Source organism: Streptomyces sp. NPDC093065 (genome assembly GCF_044754585.1).
Taxonomy (GTDB): domain Bacteria; phylum Actinomycetota; class Actinomycetes; order Streptomycetales; family Streptomycetaceae; genus Streptomyces.
Genome location: NZ_JBIVPJ010000007.1, coordinates 87,236 through 106,102, shown reverse-complemented (window position 1 = coordinate 106,102; position 18,867 = coordinate 87,236). Strand labels below are relative to the sequence as shown.

At 73.4% G+C, this 18,867-nt stretch carries 17 protein-coding genes; 7 read left to right on the top strand and 10 right to left on the bottom strand.

Going from position 1 to position 18,867, the window contains the following annotated elements; genetic code table 11:
- Nucleotides 1-45: 45 nt before the first annotated feature.
- Together ACIQFU_RS14730 and ACIQFU_RS14725 are read right to left on the bottom strand one after the other, a co-directional pair.
- Nucleotides 46-807 carry a GntR family transcriptional regulator gene (locus tag ACIQFU_RS14730; RefSeq protein WP_402551563.1) on the bottom strand — a complete coding sequence of 254 codons (762 nt, stop codon included), beginning with the start codon at nucleotides 805-807 and terminating at the stop codon, nucleotides 46-48.
- Nucleotides 808-998: 191 nt separating this feature from the next.
- The gene (locus ACIQFU_RS14725) at nucleotides 999-1,886 is read right to left on the bottom strand and encodes an RNA polymerase sigma-70 factor (RefSeq protein ID WP_402551561.1); all 888 of its coding nucleotides are present in this window, start codon (nucleotides 1,884-1,886) and stop codon (nucleotides 999-1,001) included.
- 139 nt (nucleotides 1,887-2,025) lie between these two features.
- Between ACIQFU_RS14725 and ACIQFU_RS14720 the strand changes: the two genes are divergently transcribed.
- A complete protein-coding gene (locus ACIQFU_RS14720) occupies nucleotides 2,026-2,904 on the top strand; it encodes an alpha/beta fold hydrolase (protein ID WP_402551560.1) in 879 nt (292 codons plus the stop codon).
- Here ACIQFU_RS14720 and ACIQFU_RS14715 read toward each other — a convergent pair.
- Entirely contained in the window at nucleotides 2,856-3,725 is an 870-nt protein-coding gene (locus ACIQFU_RS14715) for an esterase/lipase family protein (protein ID WP_402551558.1), read from the bottom strand. The genes ACIQFU_RS14720 and ACIQFU_RS14715 overlap by 49 nt on opposite strands.
- Nucleotides 3,726-4,046: 321 nt before the next feature.
- Between ACIQFU_RS14715 and ACIQFU_RS14710 the strand changes: the two genes are divergently transcribed.
- From ACIQFU_RS14710 to ACIQFU_RS14685, 6 genes are all read left to right on the top strand, one after another.
- Complete coding sequence (locus ACIQFU_RS14710; RefSeq protein ID WP_402551556.1) at nucleotides 4,047-4,709, top strand: hypothetical protein; 663 nt, start codon at nucleotides 4,047-4,049, stop codon at nucleotides 4,707-4,709.
- Nucleotides 4,710-4,758: 49 nt separating this feature from the next.
- Complete coding sequence (locus ACIQFU_RS14705) at nucleotides 4,759-6,516, top strand: NAD(P)/FAD-dependent oxidoreductase (RefSeq protein WP_402551555.1); 1,758 nt, start codon at nucleotides 4,759-4,761, stop codon at nucleotides 6,514-6,516.
- Nucleotides 6,517-6,739: 223 nt separating this feature from the next.
- Nucleotides 6,740-7,189, top strand: coding sequence for an RNA polymerase sigma factor (locus tag ACIQFU_RS14700; RefSeq protein WP_402551553.1), 450 nt, complete (start codon nucleotides 6,740-6,742; stop codon nucleotides 7,187-7,189).
- 53 nt (nucleotides 7,190-7,242) lie between these two features.
- Nucleotides 7,243-7,911 carry a hypothetical protein gene (locus ACIQFU_RS14695; RefSeq protein WP_402551551.1) on the top strand — a complete coding sequence of 223 codons (669 nt, stop codon included), beginning with the start codon at nucleotides 7,243-7,245 and terminating at the stop codon, nucleotides 7,909-7,911.
- A gap of 89 nt (nucleotides 7,912-8,000) precedes the next feature.
- Complete coding sequence (locus tag ACIQFU_RS14690) at nucleotides 8,001-9,554, top strand: ABC1 kinase family protein (protein WP_402551549.1); 1,554 nt, start codon at nucleotides 8,001-8,003, stop codon at nucleotides 9,552-9,554.
- Nucleotides 9,555-9,660: 106 nt separating this feature from the next.
- Complete coding sequence (locus ACIQFU_RS14685; protein WP_402551547.1) at nucleotides 9,661-10,560, top strand: SAM-dependent methyltransferase; 900 nt, start codon at nucleotides 9,661-9,663, stop codon at nucleotides 10,558-10,560.
- Between the two features lie 75 nt (nucleotides 10,561-10,635).
- Here ACIQFU_RS14685 and ACIQFU_RS14680 read toward each other — a convergent pair whose 3' ends face one another.
- The 7 genes from ACIQFU_RS14680 to ACIQFU_RS14650 all read right to left on the bottom strand — a co-directional run bounded on the left by ACIQFU_RS14680 (nucleotide 10,636) and on the right by ACIQFU_RS14650 (nucleotide 18,781).
- Nucleotides 10,636-11,880, bottom strand: a complete 1,245-nt coding sequence (locus ACIQFU_RS14680; RefSeq protein ID WP_402551546.1) for a wax ester/triacylglycerol synthase domain-containing protein — start codon at nucleotides 11,878-11,880, stop codon at nucleotides 10,636-10,638.
- A gap of 56 nt (nucleotides 11,881-11,936) precedes the next feature.
- Nucleotides 11,937-13,259 (bottom strand): NAD(P)/FAD-dependent oxidoreductase, encoded by a 1,323-nt coding sequence (locus tag ACIQFU_RS14675; RefSeq protein ID WP_402551544.1) that lies wholly within the window; start codon nucleotides 13,257-13,259, stop codon nucleotides 11,937-11,939.
- Nucleotides 13,256-13,858: a flavin reductase family protein gene (locus ACIQFU_RS14670; RefSeq protein ID WP_402551542.1), complete on the bottom strand. Its 603-nt coding sequence runs from the start codon at nucleotides 13,856-13,858 to the stop codon at nucleotides 13,256-13,258. The genes ACIQFU_RS14675 and ACIQFU_RS14670 overlap by 4 nt, the downstream gene beginning before the upstream one ends.
- The gene (locus ACIQFU_RS14665; RefSeq protein WP_402551541.1) at nucleotides 13,830-14,297 is read right to left on the bottom strand and encodes an aromatase/cyclase; all 468 of its coding nucleotides are present in this window, start codon (nucleotides 14,295-14,297) and stop codon (nucleotides 13,830-13,832) included. Before ACIQFU_RS14665 ends, ACIQFU_RS14670 begins: the two co-directional genes overlap by 29 nt.
- A gap of 52 nt (nucleotides 14,298-14,349) precedes the next feature.
- Entirely contained in the window at nucleotides 14,350-15,675 is a 1,326-nt protein-coding gene (locus ACIQFU_RS14660) for an aspartate aminotransferase family protein (protein ID WP_402551539.1), read from the bottom strand.
- The gene (locus ACIQFU_RS14655; RefSeq protein ID WP_402551537.1) at nucleotides 15,675-16,802 is read right to left on the bottom strand and encodes an SDR family oxidoreductase; all 1,128 of its coding nucleotides are present in this window, start codon (nucleotides 16,800-16,802) and stop codon (nucleotides 15,675-15,677) included. The genes ACIQFU_RS14660 and ACIQFU_RS14655 overlap by 1 nt, the downstream gene beginning before the upstream one ends.
- Before the next feature lie 845 nt (nucleotides 16,803-17,647).
- Entirely contained in the window at nucleotides 17,648-18,781 is a 1,134-nt protein-coding gene (locus ACIQFU_RS14650) for an acyl-CoA dehydrogenase (RefSeq protein ID WP_402551536.1), read from the bottom strand.
- Nucleotides 18,782-18,867: the final 86 nt, after the last annotated feature.

The window sequence follows — 18,867 nt, the reverse complement described above, 5'->3', positions numbered from 1 at the left end:
CCGGCGGGCGGAGGCCCGCCGACGCGGGCGGGTGGGCCGGGTGGGTCAGGAGGCCTGGGTCTGGGGGCCGTGGTGGATCTCCACGTCGCCCGAGTCGCCGAACGTCAGCCGGCAGGTGTCCGCGCGGTAGGTCGCGACGGAGAGCGCGGCGGTGCGGCCCTCGGCGAGGAAGCGGGTGGTGACCACGAGGACGGGCGCGCCCGGGAGACGGTCCAGCTCCTTCGCGTCGTCCGCGCCGGCCGAGCCCAGCTCGACGGCGCTCTCCCGCCGCTCCAGCGCCCCGCGCTGCAGTTCGCGCAGCACGGCACGCGCGCGTGCGGCGCCCGAGGGCGCGTCGATGGCGGGGAGGCCGGGCACGGAGGACGACGGCACGTACAGCAGTTCCGCGGCGACGGGCTGGCCGTGGCTCACGCGGGAGCGGCGGACGGTGTGAACGGGCTCGTCGCGCCCCGTCTCCAGGGCGTCGGCCACGGCCGCGGGAGGCGCGGTGAGGAGACAGTCGGCCGGTTGCCACGCGTCGTCGGCCGTGCCGGGCCAGGCGTGTTCCCGGGTGTCGACGGCCACGCCGACGCGCGGCGGGGCCACGGTCGTACCGACGCCGCGGCGGCGCTGCAGCCTGCCCTCCAGCTCCAGCTGCTCCAGGGCCTGCCGCAGGGTCGCGCGGGCGACGCCGAAGCGGGCGGCGAGGTCACGTTCGTTCGGCAGGATCTCGCCCACCTGGAACTCCGAGTCCAGGGCCTCGGTGAGCACGGTCCTGAGGTGCCAGTACTTCGGCTCCGGTACCGATTCCAACTGCGTGGTCCCCACCCTGTCCTCCGCAATCGCCGTGGTCCGGCGGCGTTTTGACGCCCTTGTTTATTAAAGGTTGTTGCAGTTCTCTGCGACCATAAAACGCCCCACCCCCTTGGTCAAGACCAATCCCGCGACGGGACGGCCCCGGCGCCCGTCGCGGGACGGGGGCCGGGGCCGTGGGGCGGGCGGGAGGGCGCGGCGGAGCGCTAGGGAATGTCGGCCAGAGAGGTCAGCTTGTCCGGGTTCCGCACGATGTACACGGCCTGGATGCGCCCGTCGGCGACGTCCACCTGGAGGACGGCGTCGGGCTTGCCGCCGGAGCGGACCAGCACGGCCGGGCCGCCGTTGAGTTCCAGGAAGCGGAAGGTGGCGTCGGGAACGCCCTGCCGAGCGACGCCGAGCAGGAAGCGCCCCACCTTGTCCGAGCTCTCCAGCACGCGCAGCGGCGCCTTGGAGCGGCCCCCGCTGTCGCCCACCAGCCGGACGTCCGGCGCGAGCGTGGCCAGCAGGCCGGCCAGGTCGCCCTCGGTCGCGGCGGCGAGGAAACGCTCGGTGAGGTCGCGGCGCTGCGCGGGGTCGACGTCGTAGCGGGGCCGTCGCTCGTCGACGTGCCTGCGGGCGCGTCCGGCCAGCTGGCGCACCGCGGCCTCGCCGCGCTCCAGCATGGCGGCGATCTCCGCGTACGGGTAGCCGAACGCTTCCCTGAGGACGAACACCGCGCGCTCCAGCGGGGACAGCGACTCCAGCACGACGAGGACGGCGAGGGAGACCGAGTCGGCGAGGACGGCCCGCTCGGCGGTGTCCGGCACGGCGTCCCCGAAGTCGGTGACACAGGGCTCGGGCAGCCACGGGCCGATGTACGTCTCGCCGCGCGACTTGACCTGGCGCAGCCGGTCGACGGCGAGGCGGGTGGTGACGCGCACCAGGTAGCCCCGGGGCTCGCGCACGGCGGCCCGGTCGGCGCCTGACCAGCGCAGCCACGCCTCCTGTACCACGTCCTCCGCGTCCGCCAGGCGGCCCAGCATGCGGTAGGCGACGCCCAGGAGGACGGGCCGGTGCTTCTCGAAGACGTCGGTCGCGGTGTCGGTGGTCACCGTTCCATCCCAGCGGACGAGTCCGGTGGTGTCCAGGCGGAATCACCCCGGCCGGGCACCGGGGCTACCCGTCGGTAGCTCCTACTGACAAGCTGTCTACCCGACGTCGCCTCGTTACGTGTTCCCGACAAGGAGTCCCATGTCCGCAACACTCTCCTTCACGGCCCCCACCGGGCACGGCCCGCAGGACATCACCCTCGCCTACAACCGCGTGGGCACCGGCGAGCCCCTGCTCCTGCTGCACGGAATCGGCCACCACCGGCAAGCCTGGGACCCGGTGGTCGACATCCTCGCCACCGAGCGCGAGGTGATCGCCGTGGATCTGCCGGGCTTCGGGGAGTCGTCGGCGCTGCCGCACGGCCTGCCGCACGACCTGCCGACGACGAACGCGGTACTCGGTGCCTTCTGCGCGGCGCTGGGGCTCGACCGCCCGCACGTGGCGGGCAACTCGCTGGGCGGCCTGCTGGCCCTGGAGCTCGGCCGGGAGAACCTGGTGCGGTCGGTGACGGCCCTGTCCCCCGCCGGCTTCTGGACGCAGGCCGAGCGCCGCTACGCCTTCGGCCTGCTGACGGGCATGCGCCGCACCGCGCGCGCCCTGCCGCTCCCCCTGGTCGAGCGGCTGTCCCGCATGGCCGTCGGCCGCACCGCCCTGACCAGCACGATCTACGCCCGCCCCGGCCGGCGCTCCCCCGAGGCCGTGGTCGCCGAGACCCTCGCGCTCGCGCACGCCGAGGGGTTCGCCGAGACGCTGCGGGCGGGCCGGAGCGTGCTGTTCACCGATGACGTGCCGGACGTCCCGGTCACGGTCGCGTGGGGCACCCGCGACCGGCTGCTCCTGCCCCGCCAGGGCATACGCGCCAAGCGCACCGTCCCGCACGCCCGTCTTGTACGGCTGCCCGGCTGCGGCCACGTCCCCATGAACGACGACCCGGCACTGGTGGCCCGTGTCGTCCTGGACGGCAGCCGCGCTCAGGAGGCGAGCGCCGCGAGGACCTCCTTCAGCACGGTCGCGTTGTAGGGCATGCTCACGTGCGGCGTGTGGTCGTCCGGGTCGATGTCCTGAAGGACGATGTTGTTGACGAAGCGCCCCTCCGTCTCCTCCAGGGCGCACGAGGTGTACGGGGTGACCACGTCGTCGTACCGGGTGGCGATCACGGTGTGGCGGACGCCCTCCGTGGTCTCGCCGAGATCGGCCAGCTCCCGCTGGAAGGGGTGGTCGTGCTGCAGCTGCGGCCAGGCCGGCACGACCTCCCCGACGGCGCCCTGTTCGAGCACTTCCACCGCGCCGGGGATCTGGCGGGCCAGGTTCATCAGGCCCTGCGCGGTGACGCCGTGGTGGCTGGGTGAGATGCCGACGAAATTGTGCACCTTGGGCCCGCCGCCCAGTGCGTTGAGGTAGTAGCGAGGCATCATGCCGCCCTGCGAGAAGCCGACGAGGTCGACCTTCCGCGCGCCGGTGCGGCGGAGCACCTCGTCGACGAATTCGGCCAGCTGGCGCGCGGAGTGCCTGATGTCGCCGAGGCCGAAGATCACCGGATTGCCGTGCTGGCCGTAGTCGAGCCGGAAGACCCGGTGCCCGTGCTCGCGCAGCAGGGGTGTCGCGGTGCTCCAGGTGTAGCCGCGATTGCCGAAGGTGCCGTGCACGAGTACCACCGGACGCGGATGTTCCTCGCTGGGCGGCGCGTTCCAGTCGTCTTCTCCCGCCTGTACGTCGACGGTGGCGACGACCTGTGCTCCGCCGGCCGCGACGACCGCGCCCAGGCGGTGCGGCGTTTCGGTGACGTCCGTGACGACGTCGTCCGAAGCGACTCCCGGAAGGCGGGGGTTGAGGAAGCTCACGGTGTTCTCCCTTTCGTGGAGGAATGCGGCCGAGGTGAAAGCGACTTCTCAGTCTCACGTCCATCGAATTCCGCAACGATCCCTCGGCCGGGGGAAAGAATTCACCCCATGGAGTAATTAGGGTCCATTTTTTCGAGTCGTGCGCATTGAGGGTCCGCAACGTGCGCCCCGAGCGCGTTCCGCGCATCACGCGCCGCCGGTCCCACGTCAACGCGCGGGCGGGGGCGATCCGTTGTGAAACGGGGGTCGGGGTGCGGCCCGAGCGTAAAGACAGGTGAGACGGACACTGCCAATGAGGTAACAGGGCAAGGGGGTTGGGTCATGGCCGCGGGTCCCGATGTTCCGGAGGTTCCGGATTCCGCCGCGGGCGGGCCGGGGTCGTCACCCTCCGTGCCGCCGGAGGCGCTGCCCGAGGCGTGGCAGCCCCTGCTCGGCCGGCCGGCCCTGGCGGAGCTGCTCGGACACCCCCTCGCGGGCGCCGCTCTGACGGAGATGCGCCGGCTGCTGCCGCCCAGCGTGGCCGTGCACTCCCTGCGGACGTTCCTGCTGGCCGACGCCTTGGCGCGCACCGACGGGACGGCCTACGACCGGGTGGGGCTGCTGGCCGCCGCGGCGTTCCACGACTCCGGGCTGGTCGGCCGCTCACGGCTCGGCCGCGGTGGGTTCCCCTGCCGTTCCGCCCAGTTGCTCGACGCGTTCCTGGCCGGGCACGCGGTGGGCCTGGGGCGGCGCACCGCCCTGACGCGTGCGGTGCGCGACCACATGCGGCCCTTCCCCGCGCGCGGCGCCGGGCCCGAGGCACGGCTGCTGCACTTCGGTGCGTGGCTGGACGTCACCGGCCGCGGGGAGCGCCACGTCCCTCGGGACCGCGAGCGGTTGGCCACCCTGGCTCCCACTCCCTGGTTCGCCGTGTCCTTCTCCGCCCGGGTGGTGGCCTGCGGGCTGCGCCGGGTGCTGCCGGGTCCTCCCGTCGCCCGTGGGTGACCGGGTGGACCGGCGACTCGTCCTTCCCGTTGCGAAAGGAACCGCCAACATGCAAGAAGACCAGCGTGTTTTCGATGTCGCCATCGTCGGAGGCGGCATCGGCGGGACGATGCTGGGGACCGTCCTCGCCCGCCACGGCGTGCGCGTGCTGCTGCTGGAGGGCAGCGGTCACCCCCGGTTCGCCATCGGAGAGTCCACCGTCCCCGAGACCACGTTCGGCCTGAGGGTCCTGGCCCGCCGCTACGACGTGCCGGAGCTCGAGCACCTGGCGACCAACGCGGCTCTGCGCCGCCACGTGTCGTCGAACTGCGGGGTCAAGCGGAACTTCAGTTTCGTCTACCACCGGGAGGGCGAGCCGACCCGGCCCGACGAGTGCACGCAGTACCCCACCTGGGGCCCGCCGCTCGGTCCCGACTCGCACTACTTCCGGCAGGACGTGGACGCGTACATGTTCCACGTCGCCGTGTCCTACGGCGTCACCGCGTACACCCACACCATGGTCGACGACGTGAAGTTCGAGGAGGACGGGGCCACCCTCCTCACCCGGGACCGCGGCAGCTTCCGGGCGTCGTACGTGGTCGACGCCGGCGGGATGCGGGCGATGCTGCCGGAGCGGCTCGGACTGCGCCAGGAGCCGCCGTACCGCACCCGCTCGCGCACCGTCTTCACGCACATGGTGGACGTGCGCCCCTTCGACGCCGTGTCGCCGCCGCGCGAACAGCACGGCATGCCGAGCCCGTTCAGCCAGGGGACGCTCCACCACATGTTCCAGGGCGGCTGGCTCTGGGTCATCCCCTTCGACAACCAGTCGACCAGCACGAGCGAGCTGTGCAGCGTCGGCCTCAACCTCGACCTCGACCGGTACCCGCGCCCGGACGACGTGTCGGCGGAGGAGGAGTTCTGGCAGCACGTACGCCGGTTCCCCAGCGTGGCGCGGCAGTTCGAGCGGGCGCGGGCGGTCCGGCCGTACGTGTCCACCGACCGCACCCAGTTCGCCTCGCAGAAGGTCGTCGGCGACCGGTGGTGCCTGCTGCCGCACGCCAGCGACTTCATCGACCCGCTCTACTCCAGCGGGCTCGCCGTCACGGTGATGGCGCTCAACGCCCTGGGCCACCGGCTCATCGACGCCGTGCGCCAGGACGACTTCGACACCGCGCGGTTCGCGTACCTGGACCACTGGACCAAGCGCATGTTCCGGTTCTACGACGACCTGGTGGCCTGCAGCTACATCGCGTTCGACGACTTCGACCTGTGGAACGCGTGGAACCGGGTGTGGACCCTCACCACGCTCTACGGCACGAACGCGCAGAACCAGGCCGCCGTGACGTACGAGAAGACGCACGACCCGGCCTGCTTCGACGTCCTGGAGTTGCCGCCGTACCGAGGCCTCCAGGGTATGGACAATCCCTGGGTGGAGCGGATGTTCGACCAGGCGCGCGACGCGGTACTCGCCTACCGGGCAGGTCAGTCGACGAAGGAGCAGACGATCGCCCGCATCTACGAGGTGCTGGGCGAGAGCGGCCTCGTCCCGGCGGTCTGGGGGACCCTGGACCCCGGGAACCGCTGCCCGTCCGGGGTGTTCACGCTCTGGCCGCTGATGAGGATCCTGCTGTGGGGCAGGTACCGCTCCCCCCGGCACGTGCGGGGCTCCTACTTCACCGGCGGCGCGCGGCTGGTGGGCAAGGAGGCGGTCCAGGCGTACACCAGCGAACTGCGCGCCGGCAGCTCCCTGGTCCACCAGACCGTACGGGACATGTGGCTCAACTGGAACCGCGACTGGGCACGTCGGCCCGCCCCTCGGAAATGAGCGCGAAAAAACATTTCCGCCGACTCGCGGAAACATACATTCCGGTTTGCCTCCGCAGAGCCTCGGGTAGGAAAACCACATGGCCGGCAAATAGAAAGTCGGCCGCGGTTCTCCCTGCCCAATCCGAGAGACAACGGGCCGCAATCCCATGGTGCGACATTCCACCTGCCAATCGCCCGCTGAATGCTCCTGGGAAGACATCTTCCAGCACCAGGACCGCCTCATGCGATTGGTTCGACGAAGACTGCCGAGTTTTCAGGACGCCGAGGACTGCGTTCAGGAGACCATGGCCCGCGCAGCCGCTCACGCCGCGTTGGACAGGAATCGGCTCGGTTCCTTTCTGACGTCCGTGGCGCTCCGCCTCTGCATCGACTTCTACCGTGACATGGAGCGCCGCAGCAGACTTCTGCAGCGCGCAGCGCTCGTGGACACCTTCGGCACGACCGAGGACGACGTCTGCGACCAGGACTTCGGCCGTTGGCTGCTGAGCCAGGTGCAACACCTGCGGGGACGGGAACAGGAGGTCATACTCGCCCGGTCCAAGGGAATTTCCACCGCGGAATTCGCTCGCATGCACAACATTTCCGTCAAGGCGGCCGAAGCCGCTTTCACCAGGGGGCGCGCCCGATTGAAAAGCGCGTGCGCAAAAGCCTTGGAAGGCTGCCCCGGGTAACAGCCGGACCCCTCACCTCTCCCATCACAGAGAAACGGAAAGGGACCACACTCATGGGCAACAGCAAGAACATCCAGGACATCTTCAAGGATTTGGTGGGCGATATGACCGACAGCTGGAAGGAGGCCTTCGACGACCTCCTGAACCGAGACGACTCGGACTCGTCGCGCCGCTCCCGCAACGCCGTCGACACGCTGGCCGGGCTGCCCCCGAGCGCCCTCGGCGCGCTGGCCGGTGCCGTCAACCCGGCGACCGCGCTGGCCGGTGTCGCCAACCCGCTGGCCGCCCTCGGCGGGATCGGCGGAGCCGGCGGGTTCGGCGGAGCCGGCAACCCCCTGGCCGCACTCACCGGCGCCGCGGGCGGCGCCAACCCGCTCGCGGCGGCACTGGGCGGGGCGGGCAACCCCCTGGCCGCGATGGGCGGTGCGGCCAACCCGCTCGCCGCGGTCGGCGGCGCGGCCGGCGCGCTCGGCGGACTCGGTCAGCTCGCCGGAGGCCTCGGCCACGCGGCGAGCGGGGCGGGTGACCTGATGGCGCTGCCGTCCCAGCTCACCCAGCTGCTCCAGGTGCTCCCCAAGCTCCTCGACGCGGTCCAGGGCCTGCAGAACATGGCCAACCTCCCCGCCCAGGCCGGACAGCAGGGCCTGGCCGCGCTGCAGGGCCTGACCGGGCAGGGCGGAGGCGACCGGCCCCCGGGCGGACAGTCCTCGACCTCGAGCTGACCGGCAGCACCACCGTCCCGCCGGCCGGCTCCACGCGGTACGCCGGCCGACGTTCGTACGCGCGTCGCACCTGAGGAGGATCACACACGATGACGTCTGTCGTCGGCGACCGGCTGCGTCTCGTGGTCAAGGTCCTGGGCAGCCTCGTGGCCGACGAGGTGGGGCTGACGGCCCGGCTGCGCGGGCGTACGAAGCGGGACGCGCGGTCCCCGGCTGGGGGCACCGACGCCTCCGCCGGGGACGACCGCCGCCGCGCCAAGGCGGTGCGGACCGCCCTGGAGAGCCTCGGGCCCTTCTACGTGAAGCTCGGTCAGATCCTGTCCACCAGACCGGACATGGTCCCCGAGTCCATCCGGGACGAACTCCAGAACCTGCACGACGAGGTCGACGTGCAGCCGTTCTCTGAGTTCGAACCGGTGCTGGCCCGGGACCTGGGGCCGGACTGGAAACTGCGCTTCGACGACGTCGAGACCGCCGCCCCGCTGGGGGCGGCGTCCCTCGCCCAGGTCTACCGGGTGACGCTGCCCGGCGGACGTGCCGCCGTGGTGAAGATCCAGCGGCCCGGCATCCGCGAGGGTGTACTCGCGGACATGGCCCTGATGCGCCGGGCGGCGCGCATCGTGGCCCGGGTCGCTCCTCGGTTCAACGAGGTCATCGACATCGAGGCGATGCTCGGCTCGGTCTTCGACGCCATGGAACCGGAGCTGGACTTCACCGGCGAGGCCCGCAACATGGACGAGGCGCGTGAACACGTCCGGCCGTTCCGTTCCCTGGAGGTGCCCCGGGTCCTGCACGCCAGTCCCCGGGTCCTCGTCCAGTCGCTGGCGGACGGGAAGTCCGTGCGGCACCTCGACCGCGCGCACTTCACGGACGGCGAGCGCGTGGAGATCGGCAAGGACCTGCTGCGCTTCATGTACCACGGGTACTTCGTCCACCGCTTCTTCCACGCCGACCCGCACGCGGGCAACGTGTTCGCCGCCCCCGGGGGCCCGGCGACCCTGATCGACTGGGGCATGGTCGGACGGCTGGACCGGCGGACCAGCCTGCAGTTGCTGCCGCTGTTCATGACGCTGGCGCAGAACGACGGCGCGGGCCTGGCGCAGCACTGGGCCGAGATGGGCCGGATGACGCCGTGGGCCAACATGCCCGCGTTCGCCGCCGACATGGCGGCCTTCGTGCCCAAGGTCTCCCATCTGGCCCTGGAGGACATGAACTTCGGCGTCTCGCTCACCACGGTGCTGGCCAAGGCGACCAAACGGGGCATCGGTTCGCCGCCGGCGGTGTCGCTGCTCGGCAAGTCGTTCGCGAACCTGGACGGTTCGGTGCGCTGTCTGGCACCCGAGATCACCCTGCCGGAGGTGTTCCAGGGGGAGGTACCGAAGATCCTTTTCGCCCTCGGCCGCGAGTTCCTCGGGCGCAACCAGTTCGCCCGGAACTCCATGGAGCTGCTGCTGGCCGCCGTCACCGGCCCCGACCAGGTCCGGGGCGTCCTGTCCGACGTGGCCAACCGCCAGTTCGCGCTGAACGTCCACGAGCCTCGCACCCCGGCCGCGATGGGCGGCCAACGGCCCACCCGTCCTTCCAAGGGCATGCTCGCGCTGGGTGCCGCCGCCTACCTGCTGGGCCGCCGCCGCTCCGGCTGACCGGGGGCCGTCCACGCCGCCGCGCGCGGTCGCCCTCCGTCCGGCCCCTCACCGTTCCGTCACGCTCCGCCCGTCTGCACGCTCCGCCCGTCTCCAGGAGGTCCCCATGCCGGAATCCACCCGTCCACAGCAGGTCGCCGGGCCGCGGTCACCGTCGGTACCGGCTGCCGCCCGAGCCCCCGAGGGCCTCTCGCACGCGGCGCTCTGGACCACCGCCGCCCACGCGGCGGAGGCCCTGCGGCCCACGCCGTGCGTCCTCGACCCGTGGGCCGCCGACTTCCTGCACGCGGCCCGCTTCCAGGGGGGCCCGCCCGGTGACGGGCCGATGCAGCGCCTGCTGCCCGACTGGCAGGTGGTGCGCTCCCGCTTCTTCGACGACCACCTGCTGACCGCGGCCCGTTCGGGCTGCCGTCAGGTGGTCGTCCTCGGTGCCGGCCTGGACACCCGCGCCTTCCGGCTCCCGTGGCCGACCGGCGTGCACCTCTTCGAGGTCGAGGTCCCCTCCGTCCTGGCCTTCAAGGACCGCGTGCTGGACGGCAGCCCGGTCACCTGCGGACGCCGCACCACCGTCGGAGCCGGCCTCACCGGGGCGTGGGGCGGGGAACTCGTCGCGGCGGGGTTCGATCCCGGCAGGCCCACCGCCTGGCTCTGCGAGGCACCGCTGTACTTCCTGCATCCCGACCGGGTGGCGGCCGTCGTCGCCACGATGACCGGACTGTCCGCCGACGGCAGCACCTTCGGCGCCGAGTGTGTGAACTCCCGGGCGGTGGACTCGCCCCTCGTGGCGCCCTTCCTCCATGCCCTCGCCACGATCGGGGCGGCCTGGAACTGGCGGCTCGCCGAGCCCGGGGAGTGGTGGGCGGAGCACGGCTGGGACGCGCGGGTCGCCGACCTGTTCACCCTGCCGTACGCGATGGAGCGGCTGTCCCCGTACCTGCCGCTGGTCGGCGAGGCAGCCGCCGAGTGCGCCTTCCTGACGACCGGGACGCTGCGCGGCACGCGCTGACCAGCCGTGCCACGTACGAAGCCCCGGGCGCCTGCCCGGGGCTTCGTCGCGGCCCACGCGCGGATCGCGCGCACCTCACCGGCGTTCCAGCTCCAGCAGCGCCGCGAGCCACAGGCCGGGGAGTTCGTCGGCGGTGCGCAGCGCCTCGTCGTGCACGACGGTCAGGCAGGCGGTGTCGTGCTGGCCGGTCAACGTCACCACGCTGCGGATTCCGGAGGCGACGCTCGTGTAGACAGCCGCCCGCCTGGCAGAAAGCCCCCGGTGGACCAGCGCCGTACCGAAGTTCACGCTGCTGACCGGCCCCGCGACGAGCCTGCCGTGCACCAGCCGGACGCCGACCCGGGCACCGACGGACCGCGGGGTGGCCGCCAGCAGCACGCGCATGGAATCACGCCGCCGGCCGGCCCGCAGCCCGTTCATCGCGGCCACGACCCGGGCCAGCGCCCGTCGCGGCGACTCCTCGTCGCACGGCAGCAGGATCCGTGCGGTGATCATGCGGTTGCCCGGTGCCCGCTCCTCGCCACGGGCCCGCACGGACATCGGGATCGCCACGGGCAACGGCGGGTGGACCGTGCCCGTGTCCTTCAGGTGCCAGGTACGGACGGCGTGGGACAGGGCGGCGAGGTAGACGTCGGTCACCGTCGCCCCGTACGTGCGGCCGACGGCGCGGAGCCGGGCGAGCGAGGTCTCCGCGTGGCACACGTCGACGCGTCCGGTGCACGCGCCGTCGAAGGCCGGTTTCGCCGTGGCCGCGCCGAACGCCCCGGCCAGGTCCCCCAGCGTGCCCGCGAGGCCGGCGGCGGTGGGCAGCCGGCGGGGCTGCGGCGCCGGTCCGCCCTCCGGGTCGTCGCCGAGCAGGGCGCGGGCGGTGTAGGCGGCGCCAACGCCGTCCTGGAACGCGTGGTCGGTGCGGTAGCAGAGGGTGTGGCGGCCCGCCGGTCCGTGCACCAGCCACACGTCCCAGGGCGGCCGGCCGTCGGCGTCCATGGGACGGGAGAGCATCAGCCGCCCGGTCGCCGACCCGTCGGTGTCGTCGGGCAGCCACGCCTCGTGCACGTGCCGGTCCGCCGCGATCCGGTCCACCCGCCGGAACCTGCGGCGCTCCCGTGCGATGCGGTAGTGCAACGCCGGGATGCGGTGGGCGCGTTCGGCCACCCGCGCCCGCAGGGAGTCCAGGGTCGGGGCCGCGCCGTCGAACGCGAACGCGAACACGACGGGGAGCGGCCTGCCCCGCGCGGCCAGGTGAAAGGCGACGTCGACGGTGCCCATCGGCACGGACGGCGGCAGACGGCCGTCCCTGCCCCGGCTGGGTCGCAGCATGTGAACCTCCCGGTCGGTCTCAGGAACTGGAATGGGACACCACCCCGCGGCGGCCGTCAGCAGACACGCCGCACGGCCCACCCCTGTGCGCCCACGCCGGCGCGGAGCAGGGGGCGCACGGGTCCGCCAAGGGGCAGACGGGGGGCGCGCGAGCGGTGCCAGGGCAGCGGGTCGCCGGGATCCGGCTCGCCGAGCAGTGCGCCGGCCACGTACGCGCCGTGCGCCACGGAGAGCGCGAGACCGTGGCCGCCGCAGCCGCCGATGTACCAGACCTCGGAGTGGCCCCGCACCGGCCCGACCACCGGAAGACCGTCGCCGGTCATGCCGATCCGGCCGGACCAGCGGTGGGTGACCTGGACCCGGGCCAGGTCGGGGTGCAGGTCCCGCACCCAGCGCGCCAGCCGGGCCCAGGCGCGCTCGCGCACCGCCTGGAGCCGGGGTGCGGCGAGCCCGGCGGGAACCGCCGCGGTGCCGCCGCCCGCGACCAGGCCCCCGTCCGGGAGCAGGCGGAAGTACGGCGCCAGCGGCACGGCGTCGATCACGGCGGGTCCGGCGCCTCCGCCCAGCAGCTCGTACGCCGCGGGGCCCAGCGGTTCGGTGGCGACGGCGTACACCTCCAGCGGGAGCACCGTGCCGACCGGCAGGTCCAGCGCCTGTGCGGCGGAGTTGACGGCCAGCACCGCCTGCCCGGCGTACAGCCGTCCGTGCGGGAGGACCAGCTCGGGGCCGACGAGGTCGCCGGGGCGCAGGGCGAGGAGCGGGCTGCGGCCGTAGAACCGCACGCCCTTGTCGGCGCAGGCGCGGGCCAGGGCGCAGGTCAGAGCGGCCGGGTCGAGGGTGGCGGCCGGGCGGTGCAGGAGCGCGGCCCGGTAGGACACCGCGACGCGTTCGCGGATGCCGGCCGGGGAGAGGACGGGGACGTCCAGGCCCAGTTCGCGCCCGGCGCGGGCCTGGCGGGCGAGTGCGACCAGGCCCGCGGGCGAGCGGGTGGCCATGAGCTGCTCACCGGGCCGCAGGCCGCAGGGCAGGTCGAGCCGGGAGCACAGGTCGAGCACGTCCCGTACCGCCTGCTGACTGGCCCGGTGCATCCGGCGTGCCGTCCCGGCGCCGAAGCGGCGCATCGCGCGGTCGAGGGCGGGTCCGGCGCGGGGGCCCAGCAGGCCGGTGCCCCGGCCGCTGGCCCCGGCGGCCGGGTGCTGCGCGTCGATCACGGCGATGTCGAGCCCGGGGGCGCGTTCCGCGAGGTGGTAGGCGCAGGACAGCCCGGCCAGACCGGCCCCGACGACGGCCACGTCCGCGGTGACCACGCCGTGCAGTTGGGGCTGGGGCGGGAGTTCCGCCCGGTCCCAGCACGGCGTTCCGGCCGGCTGCCCACTCATCCGACGGCGTCCGGCACCGGCTCGGTCAGCGCGCCGAACCTGCGGTCGTGCCACAGCAGCGGCCGGCCGGCGCCCACGTGCACCGCGGCCACCCGGCCGACGACGAGGTGGTGGTCGCCGTAGCGGCGCACGTCCTCGGTGAGGCACACCGACCAGGCGAGCGCCCCGGCCAGCACGGGCACGCCCAGCACCTGCCGGGTGTCCGTGCCCGCGAACCGTTCGGCCGCGGTCGTCGTGGGGGACGCGAACCGGCCGGCCAGTTCCTGCTGTTCCTCGCGCAGCAGGTGCACGGCGAAGGTCCGGCGGGAGCGGACGGCGGCGAGGGTGCGGGAGCCGTCCCGCAGACAGGCCAGGAGCAGCGGCGGCCGGGCGGAGAGCGAGGTGACGGCGGAGACGGTCATGCCGAGCGGGCCGTCCTCGCCGCGGGCGGTCACGACGGTCACGCCGGCGGCCAGCTTGGCGTAGAGGCCGAGGCAGCGGGCGGCGCCCGGCCCGGGTTCCTCGTGCAGGGGCTCCGCGTGGGGTGGGCCGGCGGCCGGGGGCGGAATTTCGGCGTGCGCCGTCGTCCGGTCAGCCACGAGCCGCAGTCGCGTGTTCATCGATCACCTCCGCGTCCGCCAGGCCGCGCAGCACACGGGCGATGTTGGTGGTCACCGTCGACTCCGCCACCGGGTCGAGGATCTCGGCCAGGGAGGGGATGCCGAGGTCGAACGCGGCGGTGAAGACGACGAGAGTGCCCCCGTCCTGCGGCTCGCACCGCCAACCGCCCTCGAAGGTCTGGAAGTCGCCGCTGAGCTGCTCGAAGGCGAGGGAATGGGTCTCGGGCGAGTAGGTGTCGCGCTCCCGCCAGCGCATCAGGCCGCCCCGGAACTCGACGGTCCAGTCCGAGAGGGTGGAGCCGTCGGGCAGCGGCGGTTCGACGCGCACCTCGTGGAAGACGTCGCTGTACTGGGGGTAGCGGCCGAAGTCGCTGATGCGGCGGTAGACGTCGGCGGGTGTGAGGCCCTTGGCGAGGGCGTGCAGGACCACGTGGCGCATGGGGCGTTCGGTTCCTTCCGGGTGGTTGTGCGGGCGGGTGCCGGCCGGGCGGTCAGCGCGGCGGCCGGCCGGACATGCGGCCGGCCGTACTGTGCAGGGCCTGGGCGAGGGTGGTGAGGAACAGGTCCAGCTCGCCGTCCCCGACCACGGCGGGTGGAGTCAGCCGCAGCACCCGGGTGGAGTTGAGGGAGTGGTTGACGAGGACGCCGCGGGCGATCAGCTCCAGCAGCAGTTCGCCGACGGCCTGTTCCTCGGCGAACTCGATGCCGATCAGCAGCCCCCGGCCGCGTACCTCGCTGACCAGGCCACCCCCGTACGGCGCGCACACCTCCCGTACGGCGGCCAGGAGGCGCAGGCCGAGCGCGGCGGCCCGGGCCACGGTGTTCTCCGCCTCCATCGCCCGTACGGTGGCCAGTGCGGCGGCACAGGCGATCGGGGAGGCGCCGAAGGTGGAGGTGTGCAGGTAGGGGTCGCGGCTGAACGGCCCGTAGGCCTCCGCGGTGGCGGCCATGGCGGCGACGGGTACGACGCCGCCGCTGAGCCCCTTGCCGGCCAGCAGCACGTCCGGGCGCACCGATTCGGCGTCGACGCCCCACCAGGTGCCGAGGCGCCCCATGCCGGTCTGGATCTCGTCGACCACCAGCAGGGCGCCGTAGGCAGTGCACAGGGCGCGCACCTGCCTCAGGTAGCCGCGGCGGGGGATGCGGACGCCGCCCTCGCCCTGGACGGGTTCGACGATGACGCAGGCACGGTCGCGCCGGGCCGCCAGCGCCTGTTCGAGGGCGGCCGGGTCGTCGTGGTCGACCTGGGTGACGTCGGGGAGCAACGGCTGGAAGGGCGTCTGGTAGGTGGCGTTGGCGGTGACGCTCAGGGCGCCGAGCGTCTTGCCGTGGAAGCCGCGCCGGGTCGTGATCACCGAGGTGCGCCCGTGGGCGCGGGCGAGTTTCAGAGCGGCCTCGGTGGCCTCGGCACCCGAGTTGACGAAGTGGACGTAGTCGACACCGGGCGGGGTGTGGGCGGCGAGGGCCTGGGCGGCGCGGGCGGCCACGGGTTCGAGGAAGACACGGCTGGCCAGCGGGTGGGTGTCGATCTGCCGGTGCACGGCCTCGACGACGGCCGGGTGGCGGTGGCCGAGGATGAAGACGCCGTAGCCGCCGAAGTCCAGGAAGCGGCGGCCGTCGTCGGCGTGGATCCAGGTGCCCTCGGAGCGGACCTCGGCCATGCCGCCCATGACCCGGCCCATGACGGCGCGGCCCGAGCCGATGTGCTTGAGGTAGAGGCCGACGACGTCGGTCCGGTCGGCGGATTCGGTGGGTTCGGCTGGTTCGGCGGGGTCGGCGGCCCTGGCGGCTTCCGCGGAGGGGGGCGACACGGTCATCACGCCACCTCCGTGCCGGCTGCCGCGGCCGCGGGCTCACGGCGCCGCCCGGACAGGCCGGTCCGGCCCGCCGCCCAGCTCTCCAGGTTGCGTACGAGTGCGGCGTGGATGTCGGCATGGGTGACGCGGGTGCCGCAGTGGGGTGTGCCGAGGGAGGTGTCGAACGGCAGCTCGCGCTGGAAGACCAGCAGCAGTTCGGCGTAGTGCCGGAACCGCTGCCGCACCGAGGCGGGCAGTGAGGTGCCCTCCAGCATGGGCAACAGCAGCCGGTGGACGGCCTCGACGGGGATGAGCCGGGGCCGCGGAGGCCGGGGCAGGCCGTGGCGGACGGCGAACTCGGCGCAGGTGTCGGCGATCTCGCTCAGGGCGGGGGCCTGACTGCCCGCGGTGAGCCAGTACTCGCCGCCGCCCACGCCGCCGCGGATGAGGGCGCCGACGGCGCGGGTGACGTAGTCCTGCGGGACCATGTCGATGCGCGCCTCGGGAGCGCCGGGCAGTACCGGCACTTGGCCGAGGACCATCGCGCCGATCGTCTTGGTGAGGCCCTGCTGTCCGGCGATGCGGCCGGTGGCGGAGTGGCCCATGACGACGGAGGGCCGCACGATGGCACCGGGCAGCCCCGCCTCGCGCGTCAGTTGCTCGGCCCTGCTCTTGGAGTCGAGGTAGGCGGCGGCGCCCGGGAAGCGCTCTCGGTCCTCCTCACCCGGCGTGTTGGCGACGAAAGCGGTGCTGACCAGGTAGAAGGGGGCGTTCGCACGGGTGGCGAGGTCGAGCATCGTCTCGGCGCCGAGGGTGTTGGTGCGGACGATCTCCTCGGGCCGGGTGCGCCAGTTGGTCTGGGCGGCGGAGTGCAGCACCACGTCGACGCGCAGGGCCAGTTCGTACCATTCGCCGGCGCCGAGTCCGAGACGCGGGGCGAGGAGGTCCCCCTCGACCTCGCGCACCCGCGGATCGTTCAGGGGCCTCCTGCGGCGCAGGCAGATCAGGTCGTAGTCGGGCGCCAGTTCGTCGATCAGGGCCCGGCCGAGGACCCCGGAACCGCCGGTCAGCAGGAGGGTGGGACGCTCGCGCACGGTGGCGCGGGGCGGGGCGGGAAGGACGGTGGGACGTGTGGCGTTCGGCGGCATGGTGGGCTCCCCTCGACTGGTTTCGGCTGCCGTGGAACGCGGGACGGCGGGACGGCGGCCGATATCGGGTTGGTTGGGACGACGGCCGGCACGATCCGGGCGGAACGAAGCCGGGAGCGGGCCGGCCGCGCAGACGGACGGACCGGGCTCGGGTGGGTCGGCGGAGGCAGTGGTGTCAGGGTCCGGGCGACGGCCTACTCGCCGCCCACTGGGGCGGTTGAGGCGGATACGGGGTCCGGTAGGGACGGCACCGGCTCGAACCGTGGCGTGTGGACGCCCCGTCCCCGGCCGGACGGAACATCTGCCGGCCTGCCTCCACACGGGACGACGGGGGTTCGGGGCCGAACGACACCACGGCCGGGGCGAGGTGCAGGCGGACGACGACCGGGCTCTGGACGGACGGACCACGGCCGGCCTGAACGGGACCGGACGACGGCCGGAACCGGCCCGAACGGGACCGGACGGGACCGGACGGGACCGGACGGGGCCGCGGCCAGGGCAAGGGTGCAGGCGGACGACGACCGGGCTCTGGACGGACGGAACACGGCCGGCCGGAACGAGGTCGGGCGGTGCCGGGGCGGTGGTCGATGGGAGGCGGCCGGTGTTCGAGCGGGGTCGGAGTCCGGGCGGACGGAACACGGCCGGCCGGAACAGGACCGGACGTGACCACGGCCGGGGCAAGGGGCAGGCGGACGACGACCGGAGTCTGGGCGGCAGACGGAACACGGCCGGCCGGAACGAGGTCGGGCGGTGCGGGGCGGATGGTCGATGGGAGGCGGCCGGTGTTCGGGCGGGCGCGGGGGCGGCCGAGGGACGGGCGGCGGACGGGACACGGCCTCTCGCGGTCACGCGACGGCGAGCGGGCCGTCGGCCAGGTACGTCGACAGCGGGCCCGTCATGCGGGAGCGCGACGGCGGGTGCAGGGACAGCCCGTTGGCGCAGGCGGCCAGGTGTCCCACCTCGTCGGAGGTCATGAAGTTCAGCCCGCCGAGCAGTTCGACCGCGCGGGGCACGATGCGGGCGAGGGCGTCCTGGACGCCGTAGCGCACGCACAGCGACTGGGCGAGGGCCGACTCGTCCAGTTCCCCGGCGTCCACCCGGCGGGCGACGCCCTCGGCGGTGGCCGTGGCGGCCTCGGTCTCGACGAAGAGGCGCACGCGCTCGTGCTCGGGGATGCGCTCGTTCGACAGCACCCGTTCCACCAGGGCGGACGCGGCACCGAGGTAACTGCCCGTCATCAGCACCTGGAACCAGACCAGACCCGCGGTCTGGAGCTCGTCCAGGCGGTCCCCCGAGGTGGCCCCGGTGCGCAGGACGAGTTCCGGCGGGACGAGGACGTCGGTGAGCGTGACCTGTTCGCTCTCCGCGCCCGCGAGGAAGGCGCTGGACCAGAAGCCGCTGACGCTCAGGCCCTCGCTGTCGGCCGGCACGAGGGCGACGGCGAGTTCGTCGCCCCGACCGTCCTCGCGCGGGATCACCACGCCCGCGGTGAGCACGTCCATCGAGTGGGCCAGACTGCACGGCCGTTTGACGCCGTTGATGCGGATGCCGTCGGCGGTCACGGCGGCGGTCATCGACGGGTCCAGGATGCCGGCGCCGGGCCGGCCCTCCGCGAAGCCGGAGGCGATGACGCGGTTGCCCGTCGCGACGCCCTCGACGAGCATCCATTCCAGGCCGTCGCCGAGGCCGCCGAGACCGACCAGGGTGGCCATGGAGAAGTGGTGCATGGTGGTGGCCACCGCCAGGGACGGTGACCGGCTGCCGATGGCCCGCTGCACCCGCAACGCGTCCAGCGCGGTGGCGCCGCGCCCCTGGTGGGACTCGGGAACGAGGAGTCCGGGACCGCCGCTGTCCCGGAAGTGCCGGATGCCCGGGCTGCCCGGCCGTTCCAGTTCCATCAGGGGGATCTCGCGCAGGGCGGGGTCCAGGTCGGGCAGCAGCTTGGCGAGGATGGTGCGTTCACGCTCGAGGAATCTCATGGGCGTGCGGTCCTCCTGGGTGGATGGCACGGGGCTGCGGTGCGGACGTGGTCGGTGCGTGGGCCGGACGCGAGCCTGAAGGCAGC